Genomic DNA, 20,674 nt, shown 5'->3' on the forward strand with positions numbered 1-20,674 from the left:
CCGATGCCGTTGCAACGTCTGGAAAGTCTGAGCGAAATTGCGTCGCAAACATGGGACGCGCTGGTGCCTGAAAATCAGCCGTTTCTGCGCCACGCTTTTCTGAGTGCGCTGGAGGACAGCGCTAGCCTCGGCCACCATAGTGGTTGGCAGCCTGAGCATTTACTGCACGTCGAAGGTGATCGGCTGATCGCCGCGTTGCCCGGTTACCGCAAATGGCACTCCTACGGCGAGTACGTCTTCGATCACGCCTGGGCCGATGCTTGCGAGCGTGCCGGTATTGAGTACTACCCCAAGCTGTTGACGGCAGTGCCGTTCAGTCCGGTCAGTGGTCCGCGCTTGCTGGCCGCCAGTCTTGAGGACGGTTTTGAACTGCTCAACAGCCTGCCCGGTTACCTTGAAGTCGAACAACTCTCCAGCGCGCACATCAATTTCACTGATCCCTTTACCGATGCCGCGTTGGCTGAGCAGCCCGGCTGGTTGCAGCGAATTGGCTGTCAGTACCACTGGCAAAACCGAGGTTATCGCGATTTCCAGGATTTCCTCGATGCCCTCAGTTCGCGCAAGCGCAAGCAGATGCGCAAGGAGCGAGAGCAAGTGGCGGGGCAGGGCATTGAGTTTGAATGGCTCGACGGTGGGCAACTGACCCAGGCACAGTGGGATTTTGTCTATGCCTGCTATGCCAATACCTACGCGGTGCGTCGGCAATTACCCTATCTGACACGAGAGTTTTTCAGCCTGCTGGCAGAGCGCATGCCGGAGGCTATTCGCGTGGTGATGGCCAAGCAGGGGGCCAGACCGGTGGCCATGGCGTTCAGTCTGGTCGGCGGTGACAGTTTTTATGGTCGTTACTGGGGGTGCCTGGCGGAGTTCGACCGTCTGCACTTCGAGACGTGCTTCTATCAAGGCATGGACTACGCGATCGCCAATGGCTTTCAGCGTTTCGATGCCGGGGCGCAGGGCGAGCATAAGTTGATTCGCGGGTTCGAACCCGTTATCACCCATTCCTGGCACTACTTGCGTCATCCCGGATTGAAAGCGGCGGTCAACGATTTTTTGCAGCAGGAACGAGTCGCAGTGCTGGCGTATGCCGAGGAAGCGAAGGCAGCCTTGCCCTACCGGCAAGGCTGATCTTCACCACAGGCTCAACCGTTATTTCGAGACTTAATCGATCCCGACAAACCCGCCGGTCTGATGCTGCCACAGCCGTGCATACAGCCCGCCGTGCGCCAGCAGTTCAGCGTGACTGCCGGTTTCAGCGATCCTGCCGTTTTCCAGTACCACCAGCCGATCCATGCGGGCAATCGTCGAGAGGCGGTGGGCGATGGCGATCACGGTTTTACCTTGCATCAGGGTTTCCAGGCTTTCCTGAATCGCCGCTTCCACTTCCGAATCCAGCGCCGAGGTGGCCTCGTCCATGATCAGGATCGGCGCGTCCTTGAGCAGCACTCGGGCGATCGCGATCCGCTGACGCTGGCCGCCCGAGAGCTTCACGCCACGCTCACCGACGTGTGCATCGAAACCCGTGCGGCCTTCGGCATCTGAGAGCAAGGGTATGAATTCGTCAGCCCTGGCCTTGTGTACCGCTTCCCAGAGTTCGGCGTCGGTCGCATCGGGTTTGCCGTACAGCAAATTGTCGCGGATCGAACGGTGTAGCAGCGAGGTGTCCTGGGTGATCATGCCGATGCGTGCTCGAAGGCTTTCCTGGCCGACGTCGGCGATGTTCTGGCCGTCGATGAGGATGCTCCCGCCCTGCACGTCATAGAGGCGTAGCAGCAGGTTGACCAAGGTCGACTTACCGGCACCGGACGGGCCAATCAAACCGATCTTTTCACCCGGTTTGATGGTCAGGTTGAGGTCGCCGATGATCCCGCTCTTCTTGCCATAGTGGAAATCGACGTGCTCGAAACGTACTTCGCCACGGACCACTGCCAGTGGTTTGGCCTGGTCACGGTCGGTGATGCTGACCGGTTGGGCGATGGTCTGTAAACCGTCCTGGACCATGCCGATGTTTTCGAAGATGCCGGTCACGACCCACATGATCCAGCCGGACATGTTGACGATGCGGATCACCAGGCCTGTAGCCAGAGCAATGGCGCCCACCGAGATCAGCGACTGACTCCACAGCCACAAGGCCAGCCCAGTAGTGGAGACGATCAGCAGGCCGTTCATGCTGGTGATGGCTACGTCCATGCTGGTGACCACGCGGCCGGCCAGTTGGGCTTTTTCGGTTTGCTCCTTGATGGCTTCCTTGGCGTACTGCTGTTCAAAATTGGTGTGAGCGAACAGCTTCAGCGTGGTGATGTTGGTGTAGCCGTCGACGATCCGACCCATGAGTTTGGAGCGCGCGTCAGACGACTGCACCGATCGGTCCTTGACCCGTGGCACGAAGTAATAAAGAGCGCCAATGAAACCTGTAATCCAGGTGATCAGCGGGATCATCAGGCGCCAGTCAGCTTCGGCAAACAGCACCAGTGCGCTGATGGCGTAGATCAGTACGTGCCACAGGGCATCGACGGCTTGTACGGCAGAGTCGCGCAAGGCGTTGCCGGTTTGCATGATGCGCTGGGCGATGCGCCCGGCGAAGTCGTTCTGGAAAAAATTCAGGCTCTGTTTGAGGACGTAGCGGTGGTTCTGCCAGAGAATCAGGCTGGTCATGCCGGGCGTCAGGGTCTGATGCACCAGCAGGTCGTGCAGGCCGAAGAAAATTGGCCGCAGAATCAGTGTTACCACCACCATCCACGTCAGCTCGAGCGCATGGTCCTGGAAGAAATTGACGTTCGGTGTGCCTTGGGTGAGGTCGATGATGCGGCTCAGGTAGTTGAACAGCGCGACTTCGATCAAAGAAGCGAACAAGCCCACGACCAGCAGAGCGGCAAAACTGGGCCAGACTTGCTTCAAGTAATAGGTATAGAAGGGTAGAACGCGATCGGGAGGAGCCGCTGTCGGGGCATCGCGAAAAATGTCGATCAGTTGTTCAAAACGGCGATAGAGCATCTGTTCTCCGCCCCGGGGCGGGGCTCTCCTTTAAACAGTTCGAGCGGCGCCGGGCAACGGTCACCGCTCAAGACGTCCTGTGCGACTTAGTCGATGCGCTTGGCCGACTTGATGAAGACAGGGTCGGCCGGCACGTCTTTCATGCCGCTTTTGGTGGTGGTTGGCGAGTTGACGATGATGTCTACCACGTCCATGCCCTTCACGACCTTACCGAACACGGCATAGCCGTCACCGCTGTCGAGGAAATCGTTGTCTTTGACGTTGACGAAGAACTGGCTGGTGGCCGAATCCGGATCGGAGGTGCGGGCCATGGACAAGGTGCCACGGACGTTATGCAGGCCGTTTTTGGACTCGTTCTTGATCGGCGATTCGGTAGGTTTTTGCTGCATTTGTTGAGTGAAGCCACCGCCCTGGATCATGAAACCCGGGATCACACGGTGGAAAATTGTGTTGTTGTAGAAGCCGCTGTCCACGTACTTGAGGAAGTTTGCGGTACTTTTCGGCGCCTTCACCGGGTCCAGTTCGATTTCGATCTGGCCATTGGTGGTGTCAAGCAGCACGTGCGGCGCCTTGGCTGGCGTGGCGGCCATCAGGTTGGCGGCGAACAATACGGAGCCGGCGACGAGGGCGATTTTTTTCAACATGGGTCAGTGATCCTGAGGGGTAGTGTCGACTGCGCTAAGAAATTCGAGCAGCGTTTGGTTGAAGTTTTCGGGTTGATCCAGCGGGGTGGCGTGGCGCGAATCGGCAATCACCGCCAGCCGCGCATCGGGCAGCAGTTTTACATAGGTTTCTTTCAAGGCGACCGGGGTGTAGTCATGGTCGGCGCTGATGATGAGGGTTGGACAAGACACCCTGGAAAGTCGTTCCTGAACACCCCAGCCAACAATGGCATCGAAGCTGGCGAGATAAGCATGTTTGTCGTTTTTTGCCCAGCGCTCGGCGATTTTTTGTCGCAGATCGGCCTGTGCCGGCAGGGGGAACAGGTTGCGGCCCAGGGCCTTGCCAATGGTGCGCAGGCTGAGCAGCCGCATCAGGCTCCAGCGCTTGAACCACTGCCAGTAATCGTCGGTACTGCGCAGTTTGACCTCGGGCGCGCTGTTGACGATGCACAGGCTTTTGAGCAATTGCGGCTGATCTGTCGCCAATTGAAAACCGATCATGCCGCCCATGGACAAGCCCACGTAATGCGTCGGGCCCAGGTTCAGGTGTTCCATCAGGGCAATCAGGTCGGCACTGAAACCCTCGATGCTGTAGCGCTCGCGCGGTTTGTCCGAGCGCCCGTGGCCGCGCACATCGGGCACGATCACCCGGTAGTGAGCGGACAACACCGGGATCTGTTTTTCCCAGTCCAGGGTGCTCGAGCCGAGTCCGTGGACCAGCAGTAGTGGGGTGCCATGGCCATATTCTTCATAGTGCAGGGCGCAACCGTCATGTTCGAAATAAGCCATGGGTACACTCCGTGTCAGGCTTGTTCAGGGGCCGCGAATGGTGCAGTCAGCGGCGCGGTATCGAACGTTCGCAGCAGTTCGATGAGGATTTGCGTCGCCGGGCCCATGGGTTTGTCCTTGTTCGAGTACAGATAGAAACTCGGGTTGCGGCTGCCACCCTGGTCCAACGGTAGCAGCTTGAGCGTGCCTTCCTTCAATTCCCGCTCGATCAGGTGCCGCGGCAACCAGGCAAACCCCAGACCGCTGCTGACAAATGTCGCCGCAGTGGCCAGGCTGCCCACGGTCCAGCGTTGTTCGGCGCCGAGCCAGCCGACGTCGCGTGGTTGCTGGCGGCCGGAGTCGCGGATCACCACTTGCATTTGGGTTTCCAGGTCCTGAAAGTTGATTTCGCGGTTCAGGCGATGCAGCGGATGTTCGGGGTGGGCGACGGCCACAAATTCTACGGCGCTCAATTCTGCGCCAAGGTATCCGGGAATGCTCAGGCCGGTGATGGCAAGATCGGCCACCCCCTCAAGCAAGACTTCTTCGACACCGGACAATACTTCCTCGCGCAGACGTACTCGACAGCCTCGGCTTTGTGGCATGAAGGCGGTCAAGGCACGCACCAGACGCGCGCTCGGATAAGCCGCATCGACCACTAGGCGCACTTCCGCTTCCCATCCTTGCTCCATGTGGTGGGCCAGGTCTTCGAGCTGGCTGGCCTGTTTCACCAGTTGCCGGGAGCGGCGCAGCAACACACTGCCGGCGTCGGTCAGCACGGCTTTGCGCCCATCGATACGTAACAGCGGCACCCCGAGCTGGTCCTGCATGCGGGCCACGGTGTAGCTGACCGACGATTGCGAGCGGTGCAACGCTTCGGCGGCCTGGGCGAAACCGCCATGGTCGACTACAGCCTGTAATGTTCGCCATTGATCAAGGGTCACGCGGGGCGCTTTCATGATGAGCTCCTCTTGTCCTAAGCTGGCGGTCCTTATTGGAGACTGCCGAATGAAAAAATTCTGTTGTGTGATGTTGGCGCTGCTGCCGTTGACGGCCTCTGCTTATCCAATCGACGTTGAAAAACACCTCAACGGCCTGAGTGTGGATTACACGTCCTATGCCACAGACTCGGACATGAGCTCCATTCAGGTGAACAACTTCGGCGCCACCGACGTATCGTGCACGGTGGTGTTCAATAACGGCCCTGAAGCACCGCGCACTCGCAGAGTCGACGTGGCCGCCGGCAAATTCAAAAATGCCTCCGCCAAGTTCAATCGCACCATCACTCGTCTACGTATCGTCCTGACCTGCACGCCGAAGTAGCGTCACGTGGAGCAAGCCTGCTGGGCATGCTCCGCTTATAAACGAATTTATTGATGGTTTGCAGCAGTTATTTGCGCTTTTTCATCAATATGGCTCTGTTTACTCTCCACTCCATCGACTTACAGCATTCTCAGATGGAGCCTACATCCCATGTCACGCGTTCTGATCATCGAAAGCAGCGCCCGTCAGCAAGACTCGGTCTCCCGTCAGTTGACCCAGACCTTCATCAAACAGTGGAAAGCCGCGCATCCGTCCGATCAGATCAGCGTGCGTGATGTGGCGCTCAACCCGGTGCCACATCTGGACAGCAACCTGTTGGGCGGCTGGATGAAACCTGCCGAGCAGCGCAACGAGATCGAACAGGCTTCGCTGGAGCGCTCCAATCAGTTGACCGACGAGTTACTCGCTGCCGACGTGCTGGTGATGGCTGCGCCCATGTACAACTTCGCCATCCCAAGCACCCTTAAAGCCTGGCTCGACCACGTGCTGCGTGCCGGCGTGACTTTCAAGTACACCGCAACCGGTCCGCAAGGCTTGCTCACGGGCAAACGGGCTTATGTGCTGACCGCTCGCGGCGGGATTTACGCGGGCAGCGCCGCGGATCACCAGGAACCGTACCTGCGTCAGGTCATGGGCTTTATCGGTATCCACGACGTGACGTTTATTCACGCCGAGGGCATGAACCTGGGCGGCGACTTCCAAGAGAAGGGCCTGAACCAGGCTAACGCCAAGCTTTCTGAGGTCGCCTAAGGTTTTAATCGCCAGATAATCGCTTGATGTTCAAGTGATCTGGCGCAACTCCTTCAAGGCTTTCCGCGCATCGAACCTCCCTTTGCACTTGTTGCTACTGAGTGTGTAGCCCGATTGAACGCTTTAGCGAGATCGGGCTTTTTTTTGCCTGCGATTTTGTTGAGGTCTACACCCTCCAGGTGGATGTTGCTTGAAGCTTCGCAGTGAAGCGCAAAACCGGCTATGGTCGCTGCCATTCGAAATGAGGCGAAGCATGGGCTATCTACTTTTTGTCACGCTGATTCAGGCGTTTTCCTTCAGTCTGATCGGCGAATACCTGGCCGGGCATGTCGACAGTTATTTCGCGGTGCTGGTGCGCGTGTTATTGGCGGGGCTGGTGTTTGTTCCGTTGACCCGCTGGCGCTCGGTTGAGCCGGCGTTCATGCGCGGCATGTTGCTGATCGGTGCGTTGCAGTTCGGCGTGACCTACGTTTGCCTGTACCTGAGTTTTCGGGTGCTGACGGTGCCTGAAGTGTTGCTCTTCACCATCCTCACGCCGTTGCACGTGACCTTGATCGAAGACGCGCTCAACCGGCGCTTCAACCCGTGGGCGTTGGTGGCGGCGCTGGTGGCTGTACTCGGTGCGGCAGTGATTCGCTACGACCGGATCAACCCGGACTTCTTCATGGGGTTCCTGCTGCTGCAACTGGCCAACTTCACTTACGCCGCCGGGCAAGTGCTTTATAAACATCTGGTGGCGCGATACCCGAGCGATTTACCGCATTACCGACGTTTCGGCTATTTCTACCTGGGGGCGTTAGCGGTGGCATTGCCGGCGTTTCTGCTATTCGGCAAACAGAACTTCCTGCCCGAGGCACCACTGCAATGGGGCGTTCTGGTGTTCCTTGGGCTAGTTTCTACGGCACTGGGGCTTTACTGGTGGAACAAAGGCGCGTGCCTGGTGAATGGCGGCACGCTGGCGGTGATGAACAATCTGCATGTGCCGGTGGGGTTGCTGATCAATTTGTTGATTTGGAATCAGCATGAAGAGCTGGGACGGCTGTTCCTCGGCGGGGCGGTGATTTTGGCGGCGGTGTGGGTCAGTCGGTTGGGCATACGCCGATTGGCAGTCGCACCCTGACCCCGTGCGGGAGCGAGCGGGCTCGTCCCACAGGGATTGTGGTGTTACATAAATTGTTTTTCCGGCGCGGGGATGTGGTTCGCGCCGAGCACCGCCGGCAGCAGTCCGGCCCGCAAATCCCCGCCACTCGGCTGTTGGTAAAGGTTCAAGCCAAACTCCTGCAACACCGCCAGCAAGTAATCGAAAATATCGCCCTGAGTCCGCTCGTAATCAGCTCACGCCGTGGTGCGGGTGAAACGGTAGATTTCCAGCGGAATGCCCTGAGCGGTGGTCTGCATCTGGCGGACCATGCAGGTCATGTTCGGCTGAATTTCGGGTCGGCTCTTGAACGTCTTGAGGCCGAAGTTATTCAGGAAGCCATCGCGGCGACGAGCGATGGCGCAGGAAATGGTTTGCTCAGGTCGGTGCAGTATTAAGTTGGCGTGCCTGGCTTTTCAGGGTTAGCCTCACGTGCTTTCGCTATCAGCCGCGCTTGGCGCCTGCGCCAACCTGTCCCAGGATGCTGCATGATCCAAGAAGAAATTCTGGAGTGTTGAGAGCGATCGAGGTACTCATGCGGAGATTCTGTAGCCTGACCCGAAACGGATACCGGTATCCGTTAGCATCACTCCTCATTGTTATGGATCACGACCAGCAATTGCGCCTGCTTCTCCCCAACTGAACGTATCCGATGCGGTTTTTGTGCGTTGAAATGCAGTGCATCCCCGCAATTGAGAATCACCCGTTCATTCATGAAGTCCACCTCGACTTCGCCCTCGTGGACAAATAAGAATTCTTCACCAAGGTGTTCTTTGAATGTCGAATCGCCGAAGGTCGCAGGGGGGCGAATGATGAATGGCAGCAGGGTAAGGTCTGCGACTCTGTGGGCCAATACAGCATAGTCAGCACTGTGGCCGTTAGACGATAGCGATTGGCGCTCGTTGCTTCTGACCAGGCTATAGCTGGCTTGTGAGGTGGATCCTTCAGCAAAAAGCTCTTCGACACTCACGTTAAACGCCGTCGCGAGCTTTAAGGCTGCTGCAATCGACGGCGTGTTCAACCCTCTTTCCAACTTGGACAGGTAACTCTTGGTCATACCCGTCTTTTCGGAAAGTGTCTCAAGGGTCATCCCCAGCCGTTTTCTTAGTATTTTCAGTCGGATAGACATCTACTATTTCCGTAAAAGAAAAGTTTCACAGTTGACAATGACACAATTTGTCATATATCTTCGTTTGTGTCATGCGTACTCTACCCGATCACCAGCGACACTGCTGGTAGCACCGTTGACGGCGTACTTAAGGGTGTCTTCTAAGGATGGAAATGGCCAAGACATTAGCATTACCAAAGGATCAGCTTGTCAAGCAGGCCCTTGCAGAGATGCAAAGCAACCTGGCTGACAATACATGGACTGAGCGGGAGAAGCTGGCGTTGACGTGCCGAATTCTCTATGAAAACGGCCACGATTCTGGCCTCTCGGGGCAGATTACGACCCGTGGCCCCGAGCCTGGTACGTACTACACCCAACAGTTAGGTCTGGGCTTCGACGAAATAACCGCAAGTAATTTGCTTCTGGTTAATGAAGATCTTGAGGTCCTTGAAGGCTGCGGTATGCCTAACCCCGCTAACCGTTTTCACAGTTGGGTATATCGCGCCCGCGCAGATGTGATGTGCATGATCCATACCCATCCGACCCATATTGCGGCGCTCTCAATGCTCGAACTGCCTTTGGTCGTTTCGCACATGGATATGTGTCCGCTTTACGACGATTGCGCCTTTTTAGAACACTGGCCCGGTATACCGGTTGGGAATGAGGAGGGAGAGCTCATCACCCGCGCACTCGGCGAGAAGCGGGCGGTTTTGCTTGCCCATCACGGCCAGCTGTCTACAGGGAGAACAATCGAGGAAGCTTGTGTTACCGCACTGCTGATCGAGCGCGCCGCCAAGCTGCAATTGCTGGCCAGCGCGGCAGGCGAAATCAAGCCCATCCAACCGGAATTAGGACAGGAAGCTCACGATTGGATTTCCAAGCCCAAGCGCCACGGCGCAGCATTTAACTACTATGCGCGGCAAGTTCTGCGTCGGCATGCCGGCTGCCTGAGCTGAACCAATCCATTTGCTTTACTGGAGAGACATGATGTCTACCCCTTCCATACTGGACGAGCCCCCTGAAAGACAGGACACCGTTTCCCCCTTAACATAAGGGATAGGCAAACGACTGTGTATATGACTAATAGAAACGATAAGGGTGGGGAGCTTTTGGGTCAGGAGCGGCGTCGCCGCTGGAGCCCGGAGCAAAAACTGGCCATGGTTCGCGAGAGCCTGCAACCGGGGCAAAGCGTCTCGGTGGTGGCTCGACAGAATGGCGTGAATGCCAACCAGTTGTTTCAGTGGCGCAAGCTCTATCAGAGCGGCAGTCTCTCGGCTGTCAGTGCTGGGGAGAGCGTGGTGCCCGCTTCCGAGCTGGCCGATGCGCTCAAGCAGATCCGCGAGCTACAGCGCATGCTTGGCAAGAAAACCATGCAGGTCGAGATCCTTCAGGAAGCTGTGGAGATTGCTCGGTCGCGAAAATGGATTGCGCACTCACCCTTGTTGCCGGGGGACGACCAGTGAAGCTGATCAGTGAAAGTCTCGGTGTAGCGCGCTCGCAATTGACGGTTCGACTCAACCCAAATGCTCAGGTCGAGCGGCGTCGCCCTGCGCTGGACGATGCCGCACTGGTCGAAGAAATTCAGGCTGAAGTGAGTGAACTGCCCAGCTACGGGTACCGCCGTGTGTGGGGGTTGCTGCGTCGTCGGCGTGAAAAGCAGAGTCAGGCGCCGATCAACGTCAAGCGGGTTTATCGCGTCATGCGCGATCATCAGTTGCTGCTGGAGCGACGGATTAAACAACCGGGTGTGGCACGCCGTCACGAAGGCCGAATTGCCGTGGCCACCAGCGATACCCGGTGGTGCTCGGACGGGTTTGAGTTTCGCTGTGATGATAACGCCAAGCTGAGCGTGACCTTTGCCCTGGACTGCTGCGACCGCGAAGCCATCGGTTGGGTGGCCAGCCCGACCGGGTACAGCGGCGACGATATCCGTGATCTGATGCTGGAGGCGGTGGAAAAACGCTTCGGTGAAGAGGCGCCTGCCACCCCGGTGCAATGGCTGAGCGACAATGGCTCGGCCTACATCGCTGAACAGACACGCCAGTTTGCCCGACAGATCGGTTTGCAACCGGTGACCACACCGGTGCGTAGCCCGCAGAGCAACGGCATGGCCGAGAGCTTCGTCAAAACGATGAAACGCGACTACGTCGCGCACATGCCCAAACCTGACCGGGAAACAGCCTTGCGTAACCTGACGATTGCCTTTGAGCATTACAACGAGGAGCATCCGCACAGCGCGCTGAAATACCGTTCACCACGGGAGTTTAGGCGTTTGGCAGCGGCATCAATTTAACGGGGTGCAGGTGTCCGGTTTGATAGGGGCCAGTCCACATACATGGAATCATCGGTTACACCATTACCCCCTTTACTTCTAATGGAGAGGGCATTGAGCTCGATGCGCTTGGCCGCTCAATTGATCGCCTGATCAGCGGCGGCGTCCACGCAATTGCGCCATTGGGCAGCACCGGTGAGGGTGCTTACCTGAGTGATACGGAATGGGATCAAGTCGCTGAGTTCAGTATTTCTCATGTTGCCAAGCGCGTGCCCACTATAGTCAGCGTGTCGGACTTGACCACTGCTAACGCTGTACGACGGGCGCGCTTTGCCGAAGCTCATGGCGCCGATGCCGTCATGGTGCTCCCGTCATCATATTGGAAGCTGAGCGAGCAGGAAATCCTGCAGCATTATCAAACTATTGGCGACGCCATAAGTTTACCAATCATGCTTTATAACAACCCGGCTGTTAGTGGCACCGACATGTCGGTGGAACTTATTTTACGGATTTTCGATACCGTGGAAAACGTAACAATGGTCAAAGAGAGCACTGGCGATATTCAGAGAATGCACAAACTGCACCTTCTCGGAGAACGTCGGGTGCCATTCTATAATGGTTGCAATCCGCTGGCCTTGGAAGCGTTCGCAGCTGGCGCTGTAGGCTGGTGTACTGCGGCACCCAACCTAATAGCTGACTTGAATGGGGCACTTTATAGAGCAATTCTCGATAATGAGTTAGGTAGTGCCCGCGAGCTATTCTACCAGCAGCTGCCATTGCTGGACTTCATACTCAAAGGCGGATTGCCCGCGACCATCAAGGCGGGTCTCCGCATGACCGGGCTAGAGGCCGGAGATCCACGGCTGCCTGTGTCTGCATTAAGTGAGGTTGCCTGTTTTGAACTACGCGGTTTACTGGCTAAATTGCTATAAGACAAACTTATACGCTGGGTGAGTCATCGCCCCAACATTGCTCCATAGTTTTAGCAACAATATTAGGCGGGATAAGCTTTATCAACCTGACATGAATGACTGCTTAAATTCAATTTAAACCGTTGGCCCGTGCTTGCAGCGCCTGCGAGCAATATGGGCTTTCGCCCCTACCCAAAAGATCAATGGGCTGCATACTTATGGAGCGCCATTGTTTTGCGTGGGTATAATATTTTTATACTGACCGAAGATAGGAAGTAATAGTGACGTCGCTTAATCAGAGCTTTGGCGAAAACAATCATGTGGGCGCGATGCTCAAAAAACTATCAGGTCTGTGGGCTAACAGGGCGGCTATCAATAAAGCACCCTTGATGTATTCTGCACTGGCGTTCGACCCTAACAAAGATGACTACAGTGAATCGCTGCTGCCCTTCAAAGACCATGAAGTGTGGCTCGAAGCCCCCGCTCATATTCGATCCAAATGCCTGTCATATGCTTGGATCATTTACAACATGAAAACCATCTATATTGAATGCGATATCGTTACACCCGTATGCGAAGACCTGATCAAGTCACCTCCCTCCGACTCAAGCAACAGAGAGGTTATTCAGGAGGCCATGGCCGAAGCATTGTTGGATGAAGCCCTGCATACGAAGATGTCACTGTCCGCCTGTAACTATATCTATAAAATGCGCGGTATCGACTACTTTGATTTCACAGATTTCAACTTGGTAAAATGGCAGCGGGATATTTTGTCATCCTGCACGGCAGCATGGGAACGACGGCTAACTCGATTCGGAATTGCCTGCGCCAGCGAAACATTAATAACGGACTATCTGAAAACCATGTCGGAAGACACCTCTATCCAGCCCATCTGTCATGAGGTCACAAGCGCTCACGCTATGGATGAATGGAGTCACTCAAGCGTGTTCAGCTTGGTCGCGACCGACATCGTCCAGGGCTTGGGTCGCAATGAACGAGACTACCTGCGAGCGATTATTACTAAAACGGTAAGCATGTTTGCTGATAATGAGCTTGGCGCATGGGAGAAAGCATTCTCGATGGTTGGTCTGCAAAATCACAAAGAATTACTACGTGATACCCAGTCTTTGGATGGAGTACACATCTATACGGGCTCTGTTGAATCGTTGATTGATCGTATAGGGTTGAACTGATAATGGATGCTTTACATTTCCAAGAGATGTTTGGGGTTTCTCTCTATGTTGTTCTTTTTCTTATAGCCGGCGCTACTGTTGCCGGTTTTATCGATTCGATTTGCGGTGGAGGCGGTCTGATATCCGTTCCCGTGCTACTGCTCGCCGGGTTTACACCTGCTGAAGCCATAGCCGCCAATAAACTTCAAGGTACATTGGGTGGGCTTGCCTCAACCCACTATTATTTAAATAAGAAAATTATTGAATGGGCAGTGCTGAAAAAAATGACCATTGGTTCCCTTCTAGGCGGGGCACTGGGCACGTTAATGGTTTATTTTGTTGGTAACGGTTTTATGGAGACCGCGCTCCCAATAATGTTGGTAGCCATGGCGTTCTATTTTGCGTTTTCCTCCAAAGTCAGTGATGTAGGCGGAAAAGCAGTTATGCCTATATCTATGCTGGGAGCGTCAGTCATCCCTTGTATTGGACTATATGACGGCTTCTTTGGCCCAGGAGCCGGCACATTTTACTTGATGGCTTTGGTTTCGCTGGGTGGGATGGCGATGACTCACGCGGTCGCCTATTCTAGAGTTTTGAATTTATTCAGTAACGCTATATCGCTACTGATTTTTATTTTGCTCGGGAAAATGGTTTGGGTCGCTGGTTTCGCCATGTCAATAGGTGAAGTTGCAGGTGTTTACTTGGGCTCACATCTGGTCCAGAAAAACGGTGCCAAACTCGTAAAGCCATTAGTTGTTGTTGCCTGCATTGGCATGGCAATTAAATCCATTTATAGTTGATGACTTATGCATAATAGAAGTTTCCTGCGCTGTGAGAACGTCACTCAAGATACTGCTTCGGTCAGGACATTCGCTTTGCGCGTGCTCGCAAAAGAAATGGCCGAGCAATGTGATATGGGTAAATATTTGATTTTAGAACTACCTGATCAAGACGGCGTTATTCAGCAGCGTAATTATTCGATAGTCGGTAGGCCCGAGGCAGATTTGGTTGAGATATCGGTCAAAGACACTGGCAGGTCAGGCATATCGAGTCAGCTTCATTCAAAGGTGGTCGTAGATTCATTGCTGCTCTCTGCGGGAGTGGGCGGCGCTATCACTGTAGACAGCTTGGCAGATGTGCAAAAGGTCGCCATGTTTGCAGGGGGCATTGGTATAACTTTACCCCTGGCGCTCATACGCCAACTGGACATGCGGGCCAAGAAAAAAATATGGACTCCGAGCGTTCAACTGTTTGTATCAGTGCCTTCACTTGTAGAACTTCCTTACCTGGATGAGCTTTTGGCGATGGCACTTTCGAGCGCATGGCTCGACGTAAGAATTTTTTTGACGCAGGAAAAGTTTGTCAGTGACTCCAAGCTTTTTACCTCAGGTAGGCCGCAGCGAGCTGATTACAAGGAAATGAGTGTTCCGGATATTGCCGTGATTTGCGGAAGCAAAGGTTTTGTGTCGGAAAATCGTGATGTCCTGAATCACTTGTTTCCGGAAACAAAACTACTGATAGAGAATTTCACCCAGGTTTCTGACCACGTGAGGCATTCCGCAGACGGGGATGAGGCGTCATGTAATGTCACTGTCTACGGAACTGATCAGCAGCATCAATTTTCTAAGGGGGTCACTCTACTTGGCGAGTTTGATCGATGTCATCTGAAGATCAAAAGCCAGTGTAAATCTGGTATTTGTGGCAGTTGCAGGGTGAGACTGAGAAGTGGGTCTGTACGAAGTGATGGCGATTTTGCACTGACCCCTAGAGAGCGGGAGAATGGATATATCCTTTCATGTTGCTCTTACCCGACGAGCGAGAGTATTTGCATAGAAATATAGCCGCTACAGATTAGGGGGGACGTTCGCCTCGGCTAAGATATTTAGCGGAGCAATTTGGACAAGGAGCCCTCGCGTGGAGCTACTCAGTTCTGCACCTTGACCGTGTGTAAGGTGATGCCCACCACGTCACCATCGGCGCCAACTTGCGGCACTCAATCCAGTCGCCGCCCCGCCGCCTGTCGTTGCTGGTCAACTGCACACTGGCGACGAACGACAGCAGGGTGTCCTTGTCGACCAACAGTATCACCGCCGACATGGCGCTCAGACCCGATAGCAGTGACAGGGGTGAACGGTCGATCAGGGTGGCGACGATGGTGGTCGCGCCAAAGACGAACAACACCATTTTCGTCAGTTGCACATAGCCTTTGATGGAACGGGTGCGGGCGTGTTCGGTATGCACGTAGATGTCCAGCAGGGCGTTAAGCAATGCGCTGAGTGCCAGCACCAGAAACAGAATGGTGAAGGCCAGAGCGACGTTGCCCAGGAAGATCAGGCTGGTTTTGCCCAGCTCCGGCACCTGATAAGGGCCGAACTGGACCGCCAGTAACGGCATCATCTGCGCCAACCGGTGAAAGACTTTGTTGTGCCGCAAGCTGTTGACCCAATGCAGCGCCGGTTGGCGCCCGAGCATTTTGGTCGCGTGAAGCACAGGCAACGCGCCACTCGTCCGAGGACCAGCGCCACCACCAACAACACCATCAGCGCTAGGCTGGAATGCAGCAGTGGGTGCTGATCAAGTGCGCCCAGAGGTCTTGGGCATTGAGCCAGCGCTTTGTGATGTCCGTTAGCTAAAACGGTTTTTCTGTGGGTTATGACGGGGGGGATTAGAGCTTTTAAGACGCTTCGTCTTACCGTTGGAGACAAAACAGGCAATAAAAAAGCCACTGTTTACGGTCTATTGCATAAAGAAACTCGGCCTCGGCGCTCGAAACCGTTACCCTATGCAGCTGTTTTTTTGTATTTCTTCGAGGTAACACCCGTGTTTTCCCAATTCGCCCTGCACGAACGCCTGCTCAAAGCCGTGGCCGAGCTTAAATTTGTCGAGCCAACGCCCGTGCAAGCAGCGGCTATTCCGCTGGCGCTCCTAGGGCGTGACCTGCGGGTGACAGCGCAAACCGGCAGCGGCAAAACCGCTGCGTTCGTTTTGCCGATCCTCAACCGTTTGATCGGCCCGGCCAAAGTCCGCGTCAGCATCAAGACCCTGATCCTGCTGCCAACCCGTGAGTTGGCTCAGCAGACGATCAAGGAAGTCGAGCGCTTCGCCCAGTACACGTTCATCAAGTCCGGTCTGATTACTGGCGGTGAAGACTTCAAGGTCCAGGCTGCCATGCTGCGCAAGGTGCCGGACATCCTGATCGGTACGCCGGGCCGGATGATCGAGCAACTGAACGCTGGCAACCTGGACTTGAAAGAAGTCGAAGTGCTGGTACTCGACGAAGCTGACCGCATGCTCGACATGGGCTTTGCCGATGACGTCCAGCGTCTGGTGCAAGAATGCACCAACCGTCAGCAGACCATGCTGTTCTCCGCCACCACTGGCGGTTCGGGCCTGCGCGACATGGTCGCCAAGGTGCTGAACAATCCAGAGCACTTGCAGCTCAACAACGTCAGCGATCTGAACGCCACGACCCGTCAGCAAATCATCACGGCCGACCACAACCAGCACAAAGAGCAAATTGTGAACTGGCTGTTGGCCAACGAGACTTATCAGAAAGCCATCGTGTTCACCAACACCCGAGCCATGGCCGACCGCATCTACGGCCGTCTGGTGGCGCAGGAATACAAGGCGTTCGTGCTGCACGGTGAGAAAGACCAGAAAGACCGCAAGCTGGCCATCGATCGTCTGAAGCAGGGCGGCGTGAAAATCCTTGTTGCTACCGACGTCGCGGCTCGCGGTCTGGACGTAGAAGGCCTGGACCTGGTGATCAACTTCGACATGCCGCGCAGCGGCGACGAATATGTTCACCGCATCGGTCGTACCGGCCGTGCCGGCAACGATGGCCTGGCTATCTCGCTGATCTGCCACGGCGACTGGAACCTGATGTCGAGCGTCGAGCGCTACCTCAAGCAGAGCTTCGAGCGCCGCACCATCAAGGAAGTCAAAGGCACCTACGGCGGACCGAAAAAGGTCAAGGCTTCGGGCAAAGCCGTTGGCGTGAAGAAGAAAAAAGTCGACGCCAAAGGCGACAAGAAAAAAACCGGCGCCAAGGCTCCGACCAAACGCAAGATCGCTAACCGCCCGAAGACCGACGCTCTGTCGCTGGTCAGCAAGGACGGCATGGCTCCGCTCAAGCGCCGCAAGCCGGAAGCGCCGGCGGCTGAATAACGCGCCGTAGCGACCCAATAAAAAACCCGGACAGTGTCCGGGTTTTTTTATATCCAGCGTTTGTCAGTTCCCCAACAGGCCGCGGGTGTCTGCGTCAAACGCTTGCTTGGCCCGCGATGCGGCGGGTGTGAGCAGTGCCATCAGGCTGACCTCGCTGTAGAGTTGCGTTGCCGCGAGTTCCGGGGGCGTCGGTGCGATCGGGATCAGCACATCGTCACCGTCTGCGTGCAGCCAGATCGCTACAACGTGCAGTGCCGAGATAAACAACACCCGCAGCTCCACGGTCTTGCCCTGCAATTGCGCCGCGTTTTCCGCCAGCTCCAGCGCACTGACCGTGGCCGACGCCATGGCACCGTGGTTGAGAGAGGAGAACTCGACATGGCCTTGCTTTTCAGCCAGCTGTGCCTCGGCAATGGTCACGCCATCGGCAAACACCAGGTAATGCCAATCACCCAGAGCGGCGTCTTTCAGACGTTTGCCTTGTGCCAGGTCTTCCAGGCTCAGTGAGTAACTGCGGTAAGGCGCAGACAAACTGATGCCGCTGGCCGAGGCTTGAGCAAACTGCCGGTTGATGCCAAAGCCTTGGGTTTGCAGTGCAGCTTGCAGCGCCGGGCGAAGGGTTTGTACGCCATTGGAAGGCGCCTTTGGATAAGTAAGTTGCATGGTGTGCCCTCCTAGTTTTTACGGGTGAAGTAGGTGTTGGTCCAGTTACCGCCACCGTTGTACGAACCGGGGAACGCGTTGACCGCTCGGGTCGAGTAGCCGTAGATCGAATCCGCGATCAATAGGTAGTTACCGTTGGTGCCATAGATCGTCAGAAAGTGCGCACCTCCGCCGTACCAGGCACAGCGCAAACCGATCGGTCGGCCCATGCAGATCTGATTCTCGATGGCTGACAGCTGCAGCGAGCCCTGATTCATGCCGTTGTAACTGCGAGTGATCGTCAGGGCTGAATCCAGATAGCCGTACACGTTGCAGGGCCCAGGTTGATTGCAGCAGTTGCGGTCCAGCGCTGCGGTGGCGACCCCGCACTGGGTCCACGACCCGGTGCCGTAATAGTTACCGACCGAGGCGGAAACCGCCGCCCAGCACCAGTTGCTCTGGGTTTGTGGCTGCATGTTGAAGTTCAGACTGGCCGCCGCGAGCGGTGCGTGTTCTGCGCCAGGTACAACGTCTGCCAGTTTCGGGTTGACCAGATGACTGGCCAAGCACTTCGGCAGGGATCTGCCGGTGAAATGCGTTGCTTCAGTGGTTAACATTTTCAATCCTCCATGAGTGAAATCAAGCGTCTAGCTTGTGAGTTTGTAGCGGTGTTGCTGAGCGATCGGCGTCTGTGTCTTGCCATGTTTGATGGCCGCTCCGATCTCTGGCTCGAGGTAACCTTAGGTCTAAATATGCATTGATGCAAACAAATAAATGCACTGGTGCAATTCCAGGTGCGAAAATAGACCGTCCTCAGAGAGCGCCTAACACCGTTGTTCTAAAAAACACGCTGCAAGACCTGCCCCGCATGCGGCATGCGCACCTTCCCCTCTGCGCGCTGAAACTGCGTGTCATTCGAGACACATTTAGCAATAAATTCACACGACGTATATTGACGTCAAAATAGTGGCCATCTAATATCGCGCCACTATTTTGCTACCAGTCGTTATTTCGAGGGATCGAACATGTACCCACTCACCCTCACGAAGAGGCTGTGTGCGGCTTTGCCGTTTTTGCTGCTGTGTTTTTACCCGTTGAGTCTGGCCTACGCTGCGACCAGTCCGGGTGACACTGATCTGATCCGCGACCGCCAGGATCGCTTGCTTGATGAGCAACACCGGCGCCTCGAAGAGCTCAAGGCATTGCCCGGCAAACAAGCCATGCCTGTCCAGCCGACGGCCCCGGCTGATGCTCGTTGTTTCCCTATCCAAGACATCGAACTCAAAGGAGCCGACAGCCTCTCTGTCGCTGAGCAGCAGCATTTACTCAAGTCCTATATCGGCCAGTGCCTGGGCGTCACACAGCTCAATGAGCTGCTCAAGGTCATTACCGATCATTACATCGAGAAGGGCCTGGTCACCAGTCGTGCCTATTTACCGCAGCAGGACTTGTCCGCCGGGCATCTGAAAGTGCTGGTGGTCGAAGGCAAGCTCGAAGGAGTGAAGGGCGCGCAGGACAGCAAATTGTCCGACCGTGAACTGGCCATGGCGTTTCCCGGCAAGACCGGTGATCTGGTCAATCTGCGCGAGATCGAGCAGATGGTCGACCAGTTGAACCGCTTGCCGTCGAATCAGGCGCAGATGGAGTTGTCGCCGGGCAAGGCCGTAGGTGGCAGTGACGTGCTGGTCAAGAACACGCCGCAAAAACCCTGGCGTGCTGGTCTGTCACGCAGCAACGAAGGCCAGCGCAGCACCGGCGAGCAGCAATGGGGCACCACGTTTGATTGGGACAGCCCGTTGGGCCTGGCCGATCAGTTGAATCTGCGTGGCGGTCACGACGCGGTGAGCGATCACCAGCAGACGTCCAGCAACGCAATGCTGACTTACAACCTGCCGTGGGGCTGGTGGAATTTCAATTACACCTACAGCCAGAGCGATTACCGCTCGCAGGCACAAGCCAACGGCTTCAATTTCAAACAGACGGGCGACAGCGAAAACCATCAGCTTCGCGCCGAGCGGGTGATCCATCGTGATGCGGTGAGCAAGACGTCGCTCAGCGCCGGTCTGTCGTACCTGCGCACCAACAACTTCATCGAAGACAGCAAGCTGGCCCTGAGCAGCAACCGCCTTAGCGAAGCGCAGTTCGGGATCAACCATGGGCGGCGGATCGGCAGTGCCTTCGTCAACCTTGACCTGGGCATGCAGAACGGCATCGGCGCGTTTGGCGCTCAGGACAATGGTCATCCCGATCCCGGCGAGCCGGACGCGCGTTATCGCAAATACACCGGAACCTTGAGTTACTTGCAGCCGTTCAAAGTGTGGGGCGAGTCGTTCAGTTTCAGCAGCCTGATGACCGGCCAACACAGTGAAGACGTGTTGTTCAGCCCGCAGCGCACCAGCCTCGGCGGGCAGTCGTCGATTCGTGGTTACAAGGATCAATCGTTGTCCGGCGACAGCGGTGGGTACTGGCGCAATGACCTGCGCTGGAGCCGCCCGATCAGCTTCGAATGGCTACGCCCGGTGTTCGCCGAGTACGGCACAAGCCTCGGTTATGACCAAGGGGTGATCAGCGCCAACCGCTACAACGGCGCTCAGCACGGGCGCATGTCCAGCGATTCTGTGGAGCTGTTCGCCCGTGGGCAGCATGTGGCCGCCAGCGTGACCTTCGCCCACTCGCTGGAACGGCCGTATGCGCTGACCGAGCGCGAAGCACCGATTTATTTCCGTATGGATTTTTTCCTCTAATTCAGTTTTTTTGAGACCTCCAA

At 55.9% G+C, this 20,674-nt stretch carries 19 protein-coding genes and 2 pseudogenes; 12 read left to right on the top strand and 9 right to left on the bottom strand.

Annotation, left to right across the window (positions count from 1 at the left end):
• Window positions 1-3: 3 nt before the first annotated feature.
• Window positions 4-1,128, top strand: coding sequence for a GNAT family N-acetyltransferase (locus tag RHM68_RS06985; RefSeq protein ID WP_322221286.1), 1,125 nt, complete (start codon window positions 4-6; stop codon window positions 1,126-1,128).
• 33 nt (window positions 1,129-1,161) lie between these two features.
• Here RHM68_RS06985 and RHM68_RS06990 read toward each other — a convergent pair whose 3' ends face one another.
• The 4 genes from RHM68_RS06990 to RHM68_RS07005 all read right to left on the bottom strand — a co-directional run bounded on the left by RHM68_RS06990 (window position 1,162) and on the right by RHM68_RS07005 (window position 5,383).
• Window positions 1,162-2,994 (bottom strand): ABC transporter ATP-binding protein, encoded by a 1,833-nt coding sequence (locus RHM68_RS06990; RefSeq protein WP_322221288.1) that lies wholly within the window; start codon window positions 2,992-2,994, stop codon window positions 1,162-1,164.
• An 86-nt stretch (window positions 2,995-3,080) separates the two neighbouring features.
• The gene (locus tag RHM68_RS06995) at window positions 3,081-3,638 is read right to left on the bottom strand and encodes a peptidylprolyl isomerase (protein ID WP_322221290.1); all 558 of its coding nucleotides are present in this window, start codon (window positions 3,636-3,638) and stop codon (window positions 3,081-3,083) included.
• A gap of 3 nt (window positions 3,639-3,641) precedes the next feature.
• Window positions 3,642-4,445, bottom strand: coding sequence for an alpha/beta hydrolase (locus tag RHM68_RS07000; protein WP_322221292.1), 804 nt, complete (start codon window positions 4,443-4,445; stop codon window positions 3,642-3,644).
• Between the two features lie 14 nt (window positions 4,446-4,459).
• Window positions 4,460-5,383 (bottom strand): LysR family transcriptional regulator, encoded by a 924-nt coding sequence (locus RHM68_RS07005; RefSeq protein WP_322221295.1) that lies wholly within the window; start codon window positions 5,381-5,383, stop codon window positions 4,460-4,462.
• 49 nt (window positions 5,384-5,432) lie between these two features.
• Between RHM68_RS07005 and RHM68_RS07010 the strand changes: the two genes are divergently transcribed.
• The 3 genes from RHM68_RS07010 to RHM68_RS07020 all read left to right on the top strand — a co-directional run bounded on the left by RHM68_RS07010 (window position 5,433) and on the right by RHM68_RS07020 (window position 7,617).
• The gene (locus RHM68_RS07010) at window positions 5,433-5,747 is read left to right on the top strand and encodes a 3-phosphoglycerate kinase (RefSeq protein WP_322221297.1); all 315 of its coding nucleotides are present in this window, start codon (window positions 5,433-5,435) and stop codon (window positions 5,745-5,747) included.
• 150 nt (window positions 5,748-5,897) lie between these two features.
• A complete protein-coding gene (locus tag RHM68_RS07015) occupies window positions 5,898-6,497 on the top strand; it encodes an FMN-dependent NADH-azoreductase (protein ID WP_322221298.1) in 600 nt (199 codons plus the stop codon).
• A 253-nt stretch (window positions 6,498-6,750) separates the two neighbouring features.
• Complete coding sequence (locus RHM68_RS07020; RefSeq protein WP_322221300.1) at window positions 6,751-7,617, top strand: carboxylate/amino acid/amine transporter; 867 nt, start codon at window positions 6,751-6,753, stop codon at window positions 7,615-7,617.
• Window positions 7,618-7,661: 44 nt separating this feature from the next.
• On the opposite strand, the pseudogene RHM68_RS07025 reads toward RHM68_RS07020, so the two are convergent.
• A pseudogene (locus RHM68_RS07025) lies at window positions 7,662-7,934 on the bottom strand (mechanosensitive ion channel family protein); the annotation flags it as partial.
• 287 nt (window positions 7,935-8,221) lie between these two features.
• Window positions 8,222-8,764, bottom strand: a complete 543-nt coding sequence (locus RHM68_RS07030) for an XRE family transcriptional regulator (protein WP_322221302.1) — start codon at window positions 8,762-8,764, stop codon at window positions 8,222-8,224.
• A 152-nt stretch (window positions 8,765-8,916) separates the two neighbouring features.
• On the opposite strand from RHM68_RS07030, the gene RHM68_RS07035 reads away from it, so the two are divergent.
• The 6 genes from RHM68_RS07035 (at window position 8,917) to RHM68_RS07060 (ending at window position 14,939) form a co-directional block, all read left to right on the top strand.
• Entirely contained in the window at window positions 8,917-9,699 is a 783-nt protein-coding gene (locus RHM68_RS07035) for an aldolase (protein ID WP_322221304.1), read from the top strand.
• A gap of 120 nt (window positions 9,700-9,819) precedes the next feature.
• Window positions 9,820-11,036, top strand: a protein-coding gene (locus RHM68_RS07040) for an IS3 family transposase (protein WP_322216042.1) whose coding sequence is annotated in 2 segments (ribosomal slippage) — window positions 9,820-10,165 and window positions 10,165-11,036 — 1,218 coding nt in all. Because the reading frame shifts where the segments join, the coding sequence is not laid out codon by codon here.
• Between the two features lie 38 nt (window positions 11,037-11,074).
• Window positions 11,075-11,947, top strand: a complete 873-nt coding sequence (locus tag RHM68_RS07045) for a dihydrodipicolinate synthase family protein (RefSeq protein WP_322223709.1) — start codon at window positions 11,075-11,077, stop codon at window positions 11,945-11,947.
• 260 nt (window positions 11,948-12,207) lie between these two features.
• Entirely contained in the window at window positions 12,208-13,119 is a 912-nt protein-coding gene (locus RHM68_RS07050; RefSeq protein ID WP_322221306.1) for a diiron oxygenase, read from the top strand.
• Window positions 13,120-13,121: 2 nt separating this feature from the next.
• Complete coding sequence (locus tag RHM68_RS07055; protein WP_322221308.1) at window positions 13,122-13,898, top strand: TSUP family transporter; 777 nt, start codon at window positions 13,122-13,124, stop codon at window positions 13,896-13,898.
• 6 nt (window positions 13,899-13,904) lie between these two features.
• Complete coding sequence (locus tag RHM68_RS07060) at window positions 13,905-14,939, top strand: iron-sulfur cluster-binding domain-containing protein (RefSeq protein WP_322221310.1); 1,035 nt, start codon at window positions 13,905-13,907, stop codon at window positions 14,937-14,939.
• A gap of 86 nt (window positions 14,940-15,025) precedes the next feature.
• Here the strand turns inward: RHM68_RS07060 and RHM68_RS07065 are convergent.
• Window positions 15,026-15,718, bottom strand: a pseudogene (locus RHM68_RS07065) (mechanosensitive ion channel family protein); the annotation flags it as partial.
• Between the two features lie 200 nt (window positions 15,719-15,918).
• Here RHM68_RS07065 and RHM68_RS07070 point away from each other — a divergent pair.
• Window positions 15,919-17,265, top strand: a complete 1,347-nt coding sequence (locus RHM68_RS07070) for a DEAD/DEAH box helicase (RefSeq protein WP_322221312.1) — start codon at window positions 15,919-15,921, stop codon at window positions 17,263-17,265.
• 63 nt (window positions 17,266-17,328) lie between these two features.
• Here the strand turns inward: RHM68_RS07070 and RHM68_RS07075 are convergent, their stop codons facing one another.
• Window positions 17,329-17,928 carry a hypothetical protein gene (locus RHM68_RS07075; RefSeq protein ID WP_322221314.1) on the bottom strand — a complete coding sequence of 200 codons (600 nt, stop codon included), beginning with the start codon at window positions 17,926-17,928 and terminating at the stop codon, window positions 17,329-17,331.
• An 11-nt stretch (window positions 17,929-17,939) separates the two neighbouring features.
• Window positions 17,940-18,524 (bottom strand): papain-like cysteine protease family protein, encoded by a 585-nt coding sequence (locus RHM68_RS07080; protein WP_322221316.1) that lies wholly within the window; start codon window positions 18,522-18,524, stop codon window positions 17,940-17,942.
• Between the two features lie 408 nt (window positions 18,525-18,932).
• On the opposite strand from RHM68_RS07080, the gene RHM68_RS07085 reads away from it, so the two are divergent.
• Window positions 18,933-20,651 (top strand): ShlB/FhaC/HecB family hemolysin secretion/activation protein, encoded by a 1,719-nt coding sequence (locus tag RHM68_RS07085; RefSeq protein ID WP_322221318.1) that lies wholly within the window; start codon window positions 18,933-18,935, stop codon window positions 20,649-20,651.
• The last annotated feature ends 23 nt before the right edge of the window (window positions 20,652-20,674 follow it).

Source organism: Pseudomonas sp. DC1.2 (genome assembly GCF_034351645.1).
Lineage (GTDB): Bacteria > Pseudomonadota > Gammaproteobacteria > Pseudomonadales > Pseudomonadaceae > Aquipseudomonas.

Coding starts and splice junctions, on each gene's coding strand:
- RHM68_RS06985 (WP_322221286.1), top strand. CDS start 4: ATGCCGTTGCAACGTCTGGAAAGTCTGAGCGAAATTGCGTCGCAAACA.
- RHM68_RS06990 (WP_322221288.1), bottom strand. CDS start 2,994: ATGCTCTATCGCCGTTTTGAACAACTGATCGACATTTTTCGCGATGCC.
- RHM68_RS06995 (WP_322221290.1), bottom strand. CDS start 3,638: ATGTTGAAAAAAATCGCCCTCGTCGCCGGCTCCGTATTGTTCGCCGCC.
- RHM68_RS07000 (WP_322221292.1), bottom strand. CDS start 4,445: ATGGCTTATTTCGAACATGACGGTTGCGCCCTGCACTATGAAGAATAT.
- RHM68_RS07005 (WP_322221295.1), bottom strand. CDS start 5,383: ATGAAAGCGCCCCGCGTGACCCTTGATCAATGGCGAACATTACAGGCT.
- RHM68_RS07010 (WP_322221297.1), top strand. CDS start 5,433: ATGAAAAAATTCTGTTGTGTGATGTTGGCGCTGCTGCCGTTGACGGCC.
- RHM68_RS07015 (WP_322221298.1), top strand. CDS start 5,898: ATGTCACGCGTTCTGATCATCGAAAGCAGCGCCCGTCAGCAAGACTCG.
- RHM68_RS07020 (WP_322221300.1), top strand. CDS start 6,751: ATGGGCTATCTACTTTTTGTCACGCTGATTCAGGCGTTTTCCTTCAGT.
- RHM68_RS07030 (WP_322221302.1), bottom strand. CDS start 8,764: ATGTCTATCCGACTGAAAATACTAAGAAAACGGCTGGGGATGACCCTT.
- RHM68_RS07035 (WP_322221304.1), top strand. CDS start 8,917: ATGGCCAAGACATTAGCATTACCAAAGGATCAGCTTGTCAAGCAGGCC.
- RHM68_RS07055 (WP_322221308.1), top strand. CDS start 13,122: ATGGATGCTTTACATTTCCAAGAGATGTTTGGGGTTTCTCTCTATGTT.
- RHM68_RS07060 (WP_322221310.1), top strand. CDS start 13,905: ATGCATAATAGAAGTTTCCTGCGCTGTGAGAACGTCACTCAAGATACT.
- RHM68_RS07075 (WP_322221314.1), bottom strand. CDS start 17,928: ATGCAACTTACTTATCCAAAGGCGCCTTCCAATGGCGTACAAACCCTT.
- RHM68_RS07080 (WP_322221316.1), bottom strand. CDS start 18,524: ATGTTAACCACTGAAGCAACGCATTTCACCGGCAGATCCCTGCCGAAG.
- RHM68_RS07085 (WP_322221318.1), top strand. CDS start 18,933: ATGTACCCACTCACCCTCACGAAGAGGCTGTGTGCGGCTTTGCCGTTT.